This is a genomic window from Edaphobacter dinghuensis, from assembly GCF_014640335.1.
Classification (GTDB): Bacteria; Acidobacteriota; Terriglobia; order Terriglobales; family Acidobacteriaceae; genus Edaphobacter; species Edaphobacter dinghuensis.
This window is the reverse complement of the sequence record NZ_BMGT01000001.1, coordinates 631715-646284: the sequence shown is the minus strand read 5'-3', so window position 1 is coordinate 646284 and position 14570 is coordinate 631715. Positions and strand designations below refer to the sequence as shown.

The following is a 14570-nucleotide window of genomic DNA, read 5'->3' as shown; positions in this document are numbered from 1 at the left end:
CCTGCATCAGTCTCTTCGCCGAAGACGGACACAACGGTACGCCCGGCTTTGATCTCGGTCAATAACGAAGTTACCGATAACGTTTTAGCAGGAAGGTATTAACGAAACATTTATTTATCAGGGGTTTATGGAGAATTTTCGAGAGTAACTCGCCTTCTGCTCTCAGGCTTTGTCTGCGCTGCCGAAACCGGACAGATTTGGAAGAGGCAACGGCGACACGAACCTCGGTTACGCGGGACAATAGAGCTATGGGCACAGCTATGTTCCGCGAGATTCTCTCTGACCTCGAAAAATTTCTGACGACCGCGACCGAGCTGGCTGCTGTGCAGCGGTTTGCGGTCGATGCCATCGCTACCCGGCTGCCCCACTATGACTGGGTGGGCTTCTACATGCTCGATCCCGACGACCGCACCATGCTGGTGCTGGGGCCGTTTCACGGCGCTCCAACCGAACATGTGCGTATTCCGGTGGCGAAGGGCATCTGCGGCGCGGCGGTGGCGCTGGGCGAGACCATCGTGGTCGATGACGTTGCCGCGGACCCGCGCTATCTCTCCTGCTCCATTGAGACGCGGTCGGAGATCGTTGCGCCGATTCGCGTGCGCGGCGAGATCGTCGGCGAGATCGACATTGACAGCCATGCGCCGGCAGCGTTCGGTGCAAAAGACCGTACCTTCGTCGAAGAGTGCGCCGCGCTGGTGGGTCGATTTATGGAGCGCTCTGCGAGTTAAGGCTCGCTCTCGAAGTAGAGGTGGTAGTGGTTGCGGCAGCCGGGGTTGAAGGCGGCGTCGCAGTGCGGGCAGCGGTAGCCGCTCTGCATGTACTCGTCGATGGTCAGCTCGTGGCCGCAGGCTCCGCAGAGGATGGCATGCTGGTCCCACTCGGTGCGCGGCCAGACCTCGATGGGATGATCGGCCAGCGCGGCGTGGCAGTCCTTGCAGGCGTAATAGACACCGCAGCACTTCATCCTGATCGCGATAATGTCGGACGGCGTGCGGTAGTGAATGCAGCGCGTCTGCGGATCGAGATTGATGCCGCGTACTTCGGAGCGAGACATAGACATAGGTTATCGGATCGCGATGGCATGAAGCCACGTAGACGCGATGATTAGAGGGTCAGAAGCTCTTCGTAGAATCCGCCGATCTGGCGCGCGCGGTCGACGAAGTGGATCTCGAGGATCCAATGCCGTGGCTCACCGTCGGTTCCCGGCTCGCGCATCCGCAGAGAATTTTTCGGGTGAACGTAAAGCGAAATTTTATCTTCGGGAATGCGCTCGTGAGGAAACTGGCCGATGAGGTGCCCGGCGATGGGGCCGCCGAACTCCCAGCCAAAGCTCTGAGCCAGTTCGACAGCGTATTGAAAAAGCTCGTTAGCGCGAAGGTCGGGATGCTGCTCAAAGTATCGTTTGCCTGCGGCAAACGCTTCGCCTACGTCATGGCGCAGCTTATGCTTTATCGGGTCGGAGCCGAGAACGAAGGTGCGGCCAAAGTCCGCCTCCCACTGCTCGAAGACAGGGCCGAGGTCGAGGAAGAGGATGTCGTCTTCGCCGAGTGTCAGGTCGGGAGGATTTTCTGCATAAGGCACCAGCGTATTTTTTCCGGCGCGGACGATACGCTTGTGCCAGTAGGTTGTGATGCCGAACATCTCCTGTGCCAGCGCGTAAATCTCGGCGTTCAGCGCGGCTTCGGTGATGCCTGCGCGGATGAGGCCGCGAGCCTCCACCTCCTCGAAGAGTCTCTTCGCATTGTGCTGAGCGCGCAGCAGCTCCTCGGTGCGTACTTGTTCTGGCTCTGTCATTCGCAGCGTCCCTTTGTAATTTTCCTTAATCTTACGAGACGCGTGTCAGCATCGCGATGGCCTTGCCGCTCTTGAGGTGTTGCGCTTCGGCGCGATGGCCGCGACGCACGGCGATCAGCTCGGCGGTGACGGAGACGGCGATCTCCTCCGGCGTCATCGCGCCGATGTCGAGGCCGATGGGTGCGTGTACCTGTTCGAGCAGATGTCGAGGAACACCGTCGGCGGTGAGGTGTTTGAAGATGGAGATCACCTTGCGCTCGGAGCCGATCATCCCGATGTAGCGCGCGTCGGTGCCGATGGCCCAACGCAGAATCTCCATATCTTCGCTGTGGGCGCGGGTCATGATGACGATGAAGGTGTCACGATCGATGGTGAGTTGGGGAAGCAGTGTTGCAGACGCTCCGAGTATTCTCTCGGCGAAGGGGAAGCGCTCTGCGTTCAGGTGCTCGGGCTGGTCGTCGATGACAGTCACATTGAAGCCCGCAAGCTGCGCGACGCGATAGACGGCCATGGGTGTCTGTCCCGCGCCGAAGAGTAGCAGCGTAGGCGGTGGAACGATCGGTTCGAGGTACAGCTCCATCGAGCCGCCGCACACCATGCCGCGGTCGGCGGAGAGATGCTGGTTCAGATCGAAGGAGATTTTTCTGGGGCGCTCGGCCTTCAAAATCTCGGGCGCGAGCCTGCACGCCTCCGCTTCAACGAAGCCGCCGCCGATGCTGCCCAGGGTGCTGCCGTCTTCGCGTATCAGCAGCTTCGAACTGGCCGTGGAGGGCACGGAGCCTTTGCCGTTGATGATGGTCACCAGAACGGCGCGACGTCCCATGCACCTGAGGGCGACGATCTCTTCATAGATATCTAGTCGTTCCTGCATCGACATACTTCTCTCTCTTCAAATGATTTGAGGTTTCGTAACTGGAAAGACTCTTCGTCGAGGAAGGATGTTGCAACGTCGCGCAGCGGGGACAGGGCTGGTAGAGCGGCCGAAGCTCTTCGTCGGGGAAGAAGGTGGCCTGTAATAAGGCTATCACTTGAAACAGCATGAAGCGAAGACACCACGACACACAGAGTCGCGGCGTCTGCTAATCGAAGGAGGCGATGGCCGATGCGTTGGCAGGGATGGTGATGCTGACTGCGTCGTCCTTAACCTTGAACGCTGCGTTCGTTCCCCACAGAGGCTCTTTCACGCTGCATCCTTCGAGCGCGGTCATGGCTTCGGGAATGGTGAGTGTCTGCGGCTGATCTGCTTTGTTCACCGTCACGACGACGCGTTCGCCGGAATCTTTTGCCGCACAGCCCTGTTGCAGTTGATTGCCGCGAACGTAGACCAACACATTAGTGTCTGCTTTTAGAATCTGTTCCTCTCCTGTCTGTAGAGCTGTATGCGCGCGACGCAGCGTGAGCAGGCCCTGCACCCAGTCGTGCATCTCGTTTTGCGCGACGGTGCGTGTGGCGGCATTGAAGGCGTTGGGCTGCGTGCTATCGGGGAAGCCGCCGGGGAAGTCGTGGCGGTTGTCGGGATCGTCTCCTCCGGTCATGGCGATCTCATCGCCGGTGTAGATCTGCGGCATGCCGCGCATCGTGAGAACGATCGTGAAGGCGAGCTTCGTCTTCGCGGGCGTCGAGCCAGCCTCGCTGATAAAGCGCGGTGTGTCGTGGTTGCCCAGAAAGGAGACCAGCCGCTCGGGGTGAGGATAGAGCGCGTCGAGCCGCCACAAGTCGGCGAGCTTCGACATGGGCGCGTCATGCAGCAAGACGTCGCACAGGGTGAAGTAGCTGGGATAGTCGAAGGGCGTGTCGAGCCCGGTATCGACACCGTTGCGCGTGACACCTGCGGCGAAGGCCGAATTGATGGTGGCATCAGGCGTGTGTACCTCGCCCACCATCGTCAGGCGCGGATAGAGCGCGTGAAGCTGTGCATCGTATCCGTGCCAGAATGCGCGGCCGACGTAAGGAAAGGTATCGATGCGCAGGCCGTCGAGTCCTGCCTCTTCGATCCACCAGACGGCGTTCTGCGTCAGGTACTGCGCGACGTCGGGGTTCTCCTGATTAAGATCGGGAAGGATGTCGGCAAACCAGCCCTCGGTGATATCGCGCTGCGCGCTCCAGGGCGCGTGCGGATCGGTGAGCGGCGCGAAGTCGCCCTGCGCAACGTGATGATGTTGTCTGGTGCCGTGAAACCAGTCGGGCTCGGGTGGATCGTTGGCCCAGGGATGCGCGGGGCCGACGTGGTTGGGAACGGTGTCGAGCACGAGCTTCATGCCGCGTTGGTGTAACGATGCGGCCAGCGTCTTGAGATCTGCGAGCGAGCCGTAGTGCTCATCGACGGCGTACATATCGGTCGCGCCGTAGCCGTGATAGCTCTGGTCTTCGTGGTTCTGATAGACGGGCGTGATCCACACCGTTGTTACGCCAAGCTTTTGCAGGTAGTCGAGATGCTGCGTGATGCCGCGCAGATCGCCGCCATGCCAGCCGCGCGGCTTGGTGCGATCGACGCCAGCATCGTTGGTGAGATCGCCGTCGGCAAAGCGGTCGGTCATGATGAGGTACATCACATCCTTGGAAGAAAACCCTGCGAAGCCATCGCGGGTCTTGCGCCGTACTGCAAAGGTGAAGGGAAAAGTCGCGTTGCCAGCGGCATTTCGTGCTACAACGGAGATCGTCTCAGGCTTCGCGGGCGATGCGTTCAGCCATAGCTCGGCCCAGTGGCCATTCTTCGAGATGTGGGTTTTCTGAATCAGCAGAGCTTTGTCGCTCACATGAAACTGCGCGCCTTCGAGATGTTCGCCGCGCACCAGCAGCATGGGCTTCGGCATCGCCGCCCACCAGTTCGGCGGATCGACCTTGATCATGATGGGTGCTTGAGCCTTATGCTGCAACGGCTCTTGTGCACTCCCAAAGCCATGTATCGACAGCACAGCAAATACAAGAACAGCAACAGCCGGCATCTTCATAGAAGGCTCACAGTATCAGGAATAAGAGGAATGAAAGAAGTGCCGCAGCATAGTCTGCTACGGCACTTGTAGTAGAGCAAGACGCCGGTTAGAAGGTGAAGCGCAGGGCGAACTGTACCTCGCGCTCGGAGAAGTCGCGCGTCGCGTTCACCACGCCGAAGCCGCCGCTGCTGCTGGGCGCATCGCTGATGTTGCCGTCAGGATTGGTGAACTGCGGCGTGTTGGTCAGATTGAACGCCTCTGCACGGAATTGGCCCAGAACGCGCTCGGTCACGTTGAAGTTCTTGAACGCGGAGACGTTCAGCGTCTTGTGACCGGGCCCGTAGAACTGGTACGGCTCGACTGTGCCCGGACGATAGTACACGCCAGCCGCATTCACCGGCGGAGCGGCGAAGGCTGCGGGATTGATGTACTGGAAGCCATGTGCGAGGTTGATGCGTTCGCCTACGTCGGGCGTGCCCACAAGGTCAGGACGATTGCCCGGCGAGATCGATCCGCTGGGCGCGTTGACGCTCAGGTAGATCGGCGTGCCGGTGCCGAGGCTCACCAGCGGATTGATCTGCCATCCGCCGATAACGTAGTTGAGCGCCTGGTTGACGTTGCCGCCGAACATCTTGCCGCGACCAAACGGCAGCTCATAGAGCGCCGATGCCGTGAAGGAGTGGCGCTGATCGTTGACGGCGTTGCCGCGATTGAGATCGAGGCGCGGGCCGCTAGCGTCGATGAAGACGTTCGAGGTTGTCGTCTCCGACGGGCTGCCCGCGGAGTTGTCCGTGGCGTGCGACCAGGTGTAGGCGACCGTGAACTGCAGGCCGTTCTGCAAGCGGCGATTCACGCGCGTCTGCAAACCGTTGTAGTGCGCGGTGCTGTTGTCGGCGTTCAGCGTAACGTTCAGGCCCTGCGGCTGAAAGAACTTCGCGCCGGTGCCGAGCTGGTTGTTGGTGTAGTTGATGGCGTTGGCGAGATGGTCGGACTTGGTGCCGACGTAGGCGATATCCATCACCGTGTTAGCGTCGAGCTGCTGCTCGACCTGCATGTTCCACTCCTGAATCATCGAAGTGGGGTTGTGCTTCGGATAGGAGATGACATTGGCATTGGTCGGTGCGGCTTCGTCGATGTTGACGATCTGCTCCGGCAATGCGGCAGTCGCATCGAGGCTGTTGTTGTCGCAGACGCTCGCGTTGTTGATGCAGTTGGACGTCGGCGGCAGGTTGGCGGTGTTCTGCCCGGTGAAGGTGATGCGGTAGCCGTTCTGCGCGTTGTAGGTGGAGGTGCCGTTGAACTCGGGGTTGTTGCTCAGCTCGTTGCCGACGCCGCCGCGATCGAGGAAGTAGAAGATGCCGTAGCCGCCGCGAACCACGGTGCGGCCGTTGTTGCCCACGTCATAGGCGAAGCCGACGCGCGGCGCGAAGTTGTTGAAGTTGGTATCGACGAGGCTGCGTGAGTTGCCGTTGACTCCGGCGCGCAGCAACTGTCCGGTTGCGATGTCGAAGTTCGATTGCAGATTGTGCGTCTCGTACGGATGCGTGTAGAGGTCGTAGCGAACGCCGAGGTTGAGCACAAGCTTGCTGCTGATCTTCCAGTCATCCTGCGCGAAGTAGCCAGTCTCATAGCTGGCGGTGTGGAAGTAGGAGCTCGAGTTTGAGATCGAATACGAGTTGATGAAGCCTGCGAGCAGGTCGGTCACCTCGTAGCCGGTGAACTCGCCGGTGCCGGGGCCGATGTTGAAGAAGCCCTTCGCATCGTTGCCCTGGAAGAAGTCGACCTCGCGCTTCATCACGCTGCCGCCGAAGCGGAAGTTGTGGCGGCCATGCGCCCACGAGAGCGTATCGAGATACTGAAACGACTTCTGCGGAACTTCGTACGGGCCGCCGTCGCCGGTGTAGCTGATCTCAGAGTTGTAGCCGCCGATCAGAGCGCCGCCGCCCAGCAGCGCGTTGCGGTTCGCGTTCTGGATGCCGAGGTTTGCGGAGAAGGGCACGCCTTCAAACGGGTTGATGTAGCCAAAGAACGGACGCGAGTAGCCGAAGCGGAAGTCGTTGACGATGTTGGCGCTGAAGGTATGGGTGTAGCCTGCGGCCACGCCGCGCGGATGGGTGATGTTGTTGCCCGAAGCGAAACCCGAGGGCATCCCGGCCACGCTGACGGTCTTGTCGTACTCGTCCTGGCCATAGCTGTAGCGGGCGAAGAGAAGGTTCTTCGCGCTCAGTGTGTAGTCGAGGCGAACGTCGAAGTCGTTGAAGTGGCGGATGTCGTGCTGCACATTCGTGTAGTTGTTTTCGATGTTGGTGTTGTTCGCATCAGGCAGCGGAAAGGCGTTGAGGTAGGCGAGACCGGCCTTGTTGATGCGACCCGGATCGATCACGTTGGGCTGGCCGTTGTAGTCCCACTGCTTGCAGGTGGTGGGGTCGTAGATTGCGCCGCGAACCTTGGTGATGCCGGTGCAGGCGGTATAGCCCGGCCCGTTGACGGGCAGCGTGGTGAAGTCGGTCGACTGCGTCAGCAGCTCGGAGAAGTCGCCGGTGCGCATCTTCGCCGTGGGCACGGTGTTGGTGGCCACGCCCAGCGGACGGTCCTGCCGCAGTCCTTGATAGTCGCCGAAGATGAAGAGGCGGTCCTTAATAATAGGCAGTCCCAGCGTGCCGCCGAACTGGTTGCGTTTGAACGACGACTTCGGCGTGGTGGGCGAGAAGTAGTTGGGGCTGGCGTCGAAGGCGCTATTGCGGATGAACTCAAACAGCGAGCCGTGGATGCTGTTGGTGCCCGACTTGATCGAGGTCTGGACGACGGCGCCGCCCGCGCGTCCGAACTCTGCCGGGGCTACGCTGGTGTTGATGCGGAACTCTTCCATCGCCTCGACCGGCGGGAAGAAGTTGATGGTGTTCACCAGCGACTCGTTGTTGTCGACGCCGTCGAGGATGAAGTTGTTGGCCTGCGGACGAAGGCCGTTGACCACCAGTGCCGCGCCGCCAGTCTCGCCGTTGCGGAAGGTCTCGGAGTTGCCGCCGACGCCGCTGGCCGCGCTGCCGTAGGCTCCCTGGGTCACGCCGGGCGACAGCAGGGCGAGCTGCGCGAAGTTGCGTCCGTTCAGGGGAAGCTCGGAGAGCTGGCGTCCCTGCACGACCATGCCGGTCGAAGAGGTCTCAGTGTCCACCAGCGGGGCAGCGCTTGAGACCTCGACCGTGGTGGTGGCCGCGCCGACTGCCATTCTGAAGTTGAGCGCCTGTACCTGCGAGACCGTCAGCGTGAAGTTCACGGTCTGGGCCGCGAAGCCGCTGGCGGCCGCCGAGGCCTGGTAGCTGCCACGGGGCAGCACAGGAATGCTGAAGATGCCCGATGGGTCGGAGGTCGCTTTATAGACCGCTCCGGTCGCCGTATTGGTGACCGTGATTGCGGCTCCGGGGATTACGGCGTTCTCCTGATCGGTGACCGTGCCTTCGACGCGCCCGGTGTCGGTCTGTGCTCGCATCACGCCGGTCAACCCCACACCGAAGATCAGGCCGAGGGCCAGAAGTGTCTTCGAGAGCTTACCCGTCATCGACCTTGTATTAAAAATTCGCTTCATACTGCCTCCCAAATAGGTTCAACACACGCCTGTCTCTGTTGAGATCAGGCCGCAGTCCAGGCTGCGGGAAGAACCATCGTCGGTTCGAAGCGATCACTGCAATGCTCCTTTCCACTTTTCTCGTTCAATTCTTTATCCACTGACAAATGCTTTGATTTCATCAACATAACTTGACCCTATCAACACCTTTCGGGTCATGGCAGGGCTTGTGACAACGTGGTAAATTCGTCCCAAGAGGTATTTGGTTCCATGGTTTCGTCAATCGAGAGTCCGTCCAGAGTGACCTTTGGGCTCTTCGAGGCCGATCTGCAGACCGGCGAACTGTGGAAGGCAGGCAAGCGGATCAAGATCCAGAGCCAGCCCTTCAAAGTGCTCTCGGCGCTGCTGGAACATCCGGGCGAGGTCGTCACTCGCGAAGACCTGCAACTGCGTCTCTGGGGCAAAGACACCATCGTCGACTTCGAGCACTCGCTCGGCACAGCTATTAATAAGATCCGCGAGGCGCTCGGCGACTCCGCCGAAAATCCCCGCTTCATTGAGACGCTGGCGCGGCGCGGCTATCGGTTCATCGCACCGGTCAGTTATCCGGTGGCAGTCACCGCGCTCGCAAGCCCCGCCGTGCTGGTTCCGTCAACGGAGCAGAACGCGGTGTCGGCAGCGGCTCCTCTGTCCATTAATCGGTCGCGTGTGTGGCCCTTGCTGTATCTCGTTGGCGGAGTCGCCGCGCTGGCCGCCGCGGCAGGCATCGGTATCTATATAGGAAGCTCGCGTGGCTCCGTCACTCCGGCGCGGATCACGCAGATTACGCACAATGGCCGCATCGCTCCCGGTGCTCCCTCGATGGAGAGCCTGCCCGCCACCGCCACCGACGGCGTTCACATCTTTTCTTCGGTTATCCAGAATGGCCGCGCTGTGCTCTCGCAGGTCTCGATCGCCAACGGCGATGTGCTTCCGCTCTCGATCCCCAGCGATATTCCCGCGCCCTCGATGGGCGATCTCTCGCCCGATGGCTCGAAGCTGCTGCTGCGCAACCATCTCTCCCCCGAATCGGAGCAGCCGCTGTGGGTCGTTCCCGTCGATGGTGGCAGCGCGCTGCGAGTGGCGAACATTCTGGCGCACGATGCGACCTGGATGCCCGACGGCGACGGCATTCTCTATGCGGCGGGCAACCAGCTCTTTGTGACGCACCTTAAAGATGAGGTCTCGACCGTGCTGGCCACAGTGCCGGGCCGCGCCTTCTGGCTGCGTTGGTCGCCCGACCACAAGCTGCTGCGCTTCACCATCATCGACCCGCTCGATCACACCACGTCGCTGTGGGAGTTGGCCGCCGGAGGCCACACCGCGCGTCCGGTACTAGCCAAGTGGAGCAGTCCTGCCTCCGACTGCTGCGGGACGTGGACGGCGGACGGCAAATACTTTGTCTTCCAGTCGGCGCACGATGGCAGCGACGACCTGTGGCGGCTGAACGGAAAATCCACCTCAGATCCGGTAAAGATCACGAATGGCCCGCTGCGCTACGAGGCTCCGTTGGCAGCGCGCAACGGGCATCGCATCTTCTTCCTTGGCCTCGATGCGCAGTCGGAGCTGCTGCGCTATGCCGCCGACCGCAAGGAGTTTGTGCCCGAGAGCAACTTCCTCTCGCTGGCCAATCGCGTGGACTTCTCGCGCGACCACCAGTGGGTCGCATGGACGGACGCGCAGGGTCGGCTGTGGCGCGCTCGCACCGACGGCACCGAGGAGTTGCAGCTTACTCCCGACGCCATGCAGGTCTTTCTCGCGCACTGGTCGCCCGACGGCAAACAGCTTGCGATGATGGCGCGCGAGCCTGGTAAGGCGTGGCACCTCTACTCCGTGCCTGCCGACGGCGGCAGCCCGCAGCTTCTGCTTAAAGAGGACCGCAACGCCGCCGATCCCGGCTGGTCGCCCGACGGCAACTCGCTGGTCTTTGGCCGCGTGCCCGACCTGATGGGCAAAGAGAGCGGTCCCCGAGCCATCCAGCTTCTCGACCTTCGCACCCATGCCGTCACCACGTTGCCGGGGTCGGAGGGTCTGTTCAGCCCGCGCTGGTCGCCCGATGGCCGCTCCATCGCCGCCATCTCGTTCGATCAGCGCAAGCTGATGCTCTATGACGTCGCCGCGAAGACCTGGCGGCTGCTCACGGAGACCAGCGCCGCCGATCCGGTGTGGAGCGCCACCAGCGACGCTATCTATATCCATGCCTTCATGGCGCCCACCCAGCCCATCTATAGAGTTGCGGTGCCCAGCGGCAAGCTCGACGAGGTCGCCAACCTGGCCAGCTTTCACAGCGGCGAGGCGGCAGACTATTTCTTCTGCGGCATCACCCCGGATAACGTCCCGCTGGTGCGCGCGCGGTCGTCCACAGGCAACCTGTACTCGCTCGATCTGGACGCAAAATAGCGCAGCGCGGCCGTCCAGAGCGATTCAACAGCGGCTATATCATGCTGATTCGCAAGCGCTTGCGTGTTGATCGAGAAATGATGGAGAGAGTACCGCCTTTGCATTGCGGCGAAGGTAGCCGATACGATTCTCTGTCTCCCATGAGCCTACGTTCCCAGACTCTTCACCGGACTCTTCGCATGAGTCTCGCTCCTTTGCGCCTTCTGTCGGCGCTCGCCGTGATCGTCTTAGCTGCCTCCGCGCCGTGCGTCTTTGCACAGACCGGTCTTCAGGTAGAGCCTCTCGCCAACGGCGTCAGCGTCACCGGCGGCGGCACCACCTTGCAGATCACCGCCCTGCGCGACGACGTGCTCCGCGTCCGCGAGAGCCACGGTAGTGAAAATCACGATGCGCCGCTCCCCGAAGACGCCTCGTGGGCTGTTCTCCCGGCTGCGCGAACCGCCTCGGTCGCGGTGACGCCCGAGAGCGACGGATTCCAGACCCACGAGCTTCGCGTCCGCATCAGCCCCGACCTCCGCATCACCGTCAGCGACCTCGCCGGAAAGATTCTCCAGAGCGACAGCCGCCCCGCCGAGTGGCACGGCACCGCCTTCCACGTCTACAAGCAGAAGTACGGGGACTCGCACTTCTTCGGCCTTGGCGACAAGCCCGGCCCGCTCGACCGCGCCGGCGAGGCGTTTGTCATGTGGAACACCGACTCCTTCGGCTGGCAGGAGTCGACCGATCCTATCTACAAGAGCATCCCCTACTTCATCGACGACCGCGAAGGCCGCGCCCTCGGCGTCCTCTTCGACAACACCTGGCGCACCTTCTTCGACTTCGGCAAAGAGGTGCCCGACCAATATTCCTTCGGAGCGCCCAACGGCCCGCTCGACTACTACCTGATGTACGGTCCCGACCCGAAGCACGTGGTCGAGACCTACGCCTGGCTCACCGGTCCCACGCCGCTGCCGCCCATGTGGACGCTCGGCTTCCAGCAGTCGCGCTACAGCTACTATCCACAGTCGCAGGTGATGGAGATCGCCGACCGCCTGCGCAAAAACCGCATCCCCGCCGACGCCATCTATCTCGACATCGACTACCAGGACCACAACCGTCCCTTCACCGTGGACAAGCAACGCTTTCCACACTTTGCACAGATGATCCACGAACTGGCGGAGAAGAACTTCCACGTCGTCGCCATCACCGACCTGCACATCGCGAAGCTGCCCAACGCGGGCTACGCTCCCTATGACTCCGGCATGGCTGGCGACCACTTTGTGAAGAACCCCGACGGCAGCGTCTACACCGGTATCGTGTGGCCGGGGCCGTCGGTCTTCCCCGACTTCACGCAAAAGATTACGCGGCAGTGGTGGGGCACGCTCTACAAGGGCTTCGTCGACGACGGCGTCTCTGGCTTCTGGAACGACATGAACGAGCCGGCCGTCTTCACCTATCCTTCGAAGACGATGCCCGACGACGTGCAGCATCGCATCGACGAGCCCGGCTTCAAACCACGTACAGCAATTCATCTCGAGATCCACAATGTCTACGGCATGGAGAACTCCCGCGCCACGCACGACGGCCTGCTCGCGCTGCGGCCCAACCAGCGCCCCTTTGTGCTGACGCGCGCAAGCTACGCCGGTGGCCAGCGCTACGCGGCGACGTGGACGGGCGACAATAGTTCCACGTGGAACCATCTGCGCATGACTGTGTCGCAGATTCTCAATCTCGGCCTCAGCGGCTTCGCGATGTCGGGCGCTGACGTCGGCGGCTTCGCGGGATCGCCTTCGCCTGACCTGCTCACGCGCTGGCTTCAGCTCGCAGCCTTCCAGCCCATCGACCGCGACCACGCTGCCAAAGGCACGCGTCCGCACGAGCCCTGGGTCGATGGGCAGATGCACGAAGATATTCGGCGCCGCTTTATCGACGAGCGTTATCGCCTGATGCCCTATCTCTACACCGTCGCCGAAGAGATGTCGCGCACCGGACTGCCCATCGACCGTCCGCTCTTTTTAGAGTTCCCGCACGCCACCTCTGACGGCCACCCCATCGACCTCGACGCAGGCAACGAGTTTCTGCTTGGCCCCGACCTCCTGATCGCGCCTGCCCCCTCGCCCTCCGAGGTTGGCGACTACGAGGTCAACCTGCCACCGGGAATCTGGTACGACTACTGGACCGGCCAGCAACTCGGCCGCCGCACACAGACGGTCACACGCGATCTGGAGCAGCGCGACGCCGCACAGCCCAACAAACCGCTGCTGATTACGCCGAAGCTCGCCGAGCTGCCGGTGTACGTGCGCGAAGGAACGATCCTGCCCATCGCTCCACTGACGCAGAGCACATCGGAGAAGCCCATCGGCCCGCTCACGCTGCGCGTCTATGCAGGCGACGACTGCCACGGCGACATCTACCTCGACGATGGCAAGACCTTCGACTACCGCTCCGGCCAGTTCTTCCGTCAGCACTTCACCTGCGAGGTCACCGCCGATCATCATCTCGTCGTACATATCGCAGCATCACAAGGCAGCTTCGTTCCGTGGTGGAGCGAGCTTCGCATCGAGGCCATGGGCTGGACCCCTTCAGCAAAAGAACTGACCACGCCGACCGCGAAGACCCCATTGCGGCAAGAGGGCAACGCGTGGACGGCGACTGTTGCCGCGCCACATGTAGCGGCGGCAATGGACCTTACGCTGGAATAGTTCAATCCACAGCGATTGCACTATATTGATCCGATGCCGCCGCAAATAAAACTCTCCGCAGCCAGACAGATCGCAAAAGCCGCAGCGCTACTCGTCGTGTTGGGTTCCACTCTCGCGTTCGGCCAGCAGAGTTGGACCATCGGCCCGTTTCATCGCCCCGTCACCACGCCGGTCATCATGCCGAATGCGCAGTCGGTCTTCTTCGATCCGCTGCGGCAGCAGCCTGTGCACTGGGAGGCGTCGAACACCTTCAACCCTGCGGCCATCGTGCGCAACGGAAAGATCTACGTGCTCTATCGCGCCGAAGACGATAGCGGCCCCAAGGTCATCGGCATGCACACCTCGCGACTGGGGCTGGCCACAAGCGGCGACGGCGTTCACTTCACGCGCAGCGGCGCGCCCGTCTTCTATCCCGCCGACGATGCGCAGAAAGACCGCGAATGGCCGGGCGGCGTCGAAGATCCCCGCGTGGTCGAGGCTCCCGACGGCAGCTATGTGCTGACCTACACGCAGTGGAACCGCAAGTCCACCAGCATCGGCGTCGCAACCTCGAAGGACCTCGTTCACTGGACGAAGTACGGGCCTGTGTTTCCGCCGAGCGATCGCGCAGCGTTTCACAGCTACAAGTCCTCAGGTATTGTCACGCAGCTTGTGAACGGACGCCTCATCGCCGCACGCATCAACAACAAGTTCTGGATGTACTGGGGCGAGGTAGAGATTCATCTGGCGACATCGCCCGACCTCATCCACTGGACCGCGCTAGAAGACGCGAACGGCGATCCCATTGTGCTGCTCAAGCGTCGCGATGGGCTCTTCGACAGCGGCTTTCCCGAGGTCGGCCCTCCGGCGGTCGTGACGAAGAACGGCATCGTGCTCTTGTACAACGGCAAAAATGGTGCAGCGCATGGCGCAGCAGGAATCGATCCCGGTGCGTACTCGGTTGGTGAAGCGCTCTTCTCTGCGGACGATCCAGCGAAGTTGCTCAAGCGCACCGACGCGCCCGTCTTTCGGCCCGAGCTGCCGTTCGAACGCAGCGGGCAGTATCCCACGGGAACGACCTTCGCCGAAGGGCTCGTCTACTTCAAGGGTAGGTGGATGCTCTACTATGGCTGCGCCGACTCATTCGTCGGAGTCGCCGTTGCGGAAAACCCTGCGCCGTAA

Annotated in this window: 9 protein-coding genes; 4 read left to right on the top strand and 5 right to left on the bottom strand. The window is 61.7% G+C overall.

Annotation, left to right across the window (positions count from 1 at the left end; all coding sequences use genetic code 11):
- The first annotated feature begins 248 nt into the window (after positions 1-248).
- On the top strand, positions 249-728 hold the full coding sequence (locus IEW09_RS02515; RefSeq protein WP_188552563.1) for a GAF domain-containing protein: 480 nt from the start codon (positions 249-251) through the stop codon (positions 726-728).
- On the opposite strand, the gene IEW09_RS02510 is transcribed toward IEW09_RS02515, so the two are convergent.
- The 5 genes from IEW09_RS02510 to IEW09_RS02490 form a co-directional block, all read right to left on the bottom strand.
- Positions 725-1054: a CHY zinc finger protein gene (locus tag IEW09_RS02510; RefSeq protein WP_229739034.1), complete on the bottom strand. Its 330-nt coding sequence runs from the start codon at positions 1052-1054 to the stop codon at positions 725-727. The genes IEW09_RS02515 and IEW09_RS02510 overlap by 4 nt on opposite strands.
- 50 nt (positions 1055-1104) lie before the next feature.
- Positions 1105-1794 carry a M24 family metallopeptidase gene (locus tag IEW09_RS02505; protein WP_188552561.1) on the bottom strand — a complete coding sequence of 230 codons (690 nt, stop codon included), beginning with the start codon at positions 1792-1794 and terminating at the stop codon, positions 1105-1107.
- Between the two features lie 31 nt (positions 1795-1825).
- Entirely contained in the window at positions 1826-2665 is an 840-nt protein-coding gene (locus tag IEW09_RS02500; protein ID WP_188552560.1) for an XdhC family protein, read from the bottom strand.
- A gap of 208 nt (positions 2666-2873) precedes the next feature.
- A complete protein-coding gene (locus IEW09_RS02495; RefSeq protein WP_188552559.1) occupies positions 2874-4739 on the bottom strand; it encodes an alpha-amylase family glycosyl hydrolase in 1866 nt (621 codons plus the stop codon).
- A 94-nt stretch (positions 4740-4833) separates the two neighbouring features.
- Positions 4834-8310 carry a TonB-dependent receptor gene (locus IEW09_RS02490; RefSeq protein WP_188552558.1) on the bottom strand — a complete coding sequence of 1159 codons (3477 nt, stop codon included), beginning with the start codon at positions 8308-8310 and terminating at the stop codon, positions 4834-4836.
- Between the two features lie 249 nt (positions 8311-8559).
- Between IEW09_RS02490 and IEW09_RS02485 the strand changes: the two genes are divergently transcribed.
- From IEW09_RS02485 to IEW09_RS02475, 3 genes are all read left to right on the top strand, one after another.
- Positions 8560-10728: a winged helix-turn-helix domain-containing protein gene (locus IEW09_RS02485; protein ID WP_188552557.1), complete on the top strand. Its 2169-nt coding sequence runs from the start codon at positions 8560-8562 to the stop codon at positions 10726-10728.
- A gap of 140 nt (positions 10729-10868) precedes the next feature.
- A complete protein-coding gene (locus tag IEW09_RS02480; RefSeq protein WP_229739033.1) occupies positions 10869-13409 on the top strand; it encodes a glycoside hydrolase family 31 protein in 2541 nt (846 codons plus the stop codon).
- Between the two features lie 33 nt (positions 13410-13442).
- Positions 13443-14570 (top strand): glycoside hydrolase family 130 protein, encoded by a 1128-nt coding sequence (locus IEW09_RS02475; RefSeq protein WP_188552556.1) that lies wholly within the window; start codon positions 13443-13445, stop codon positions 14568-14570.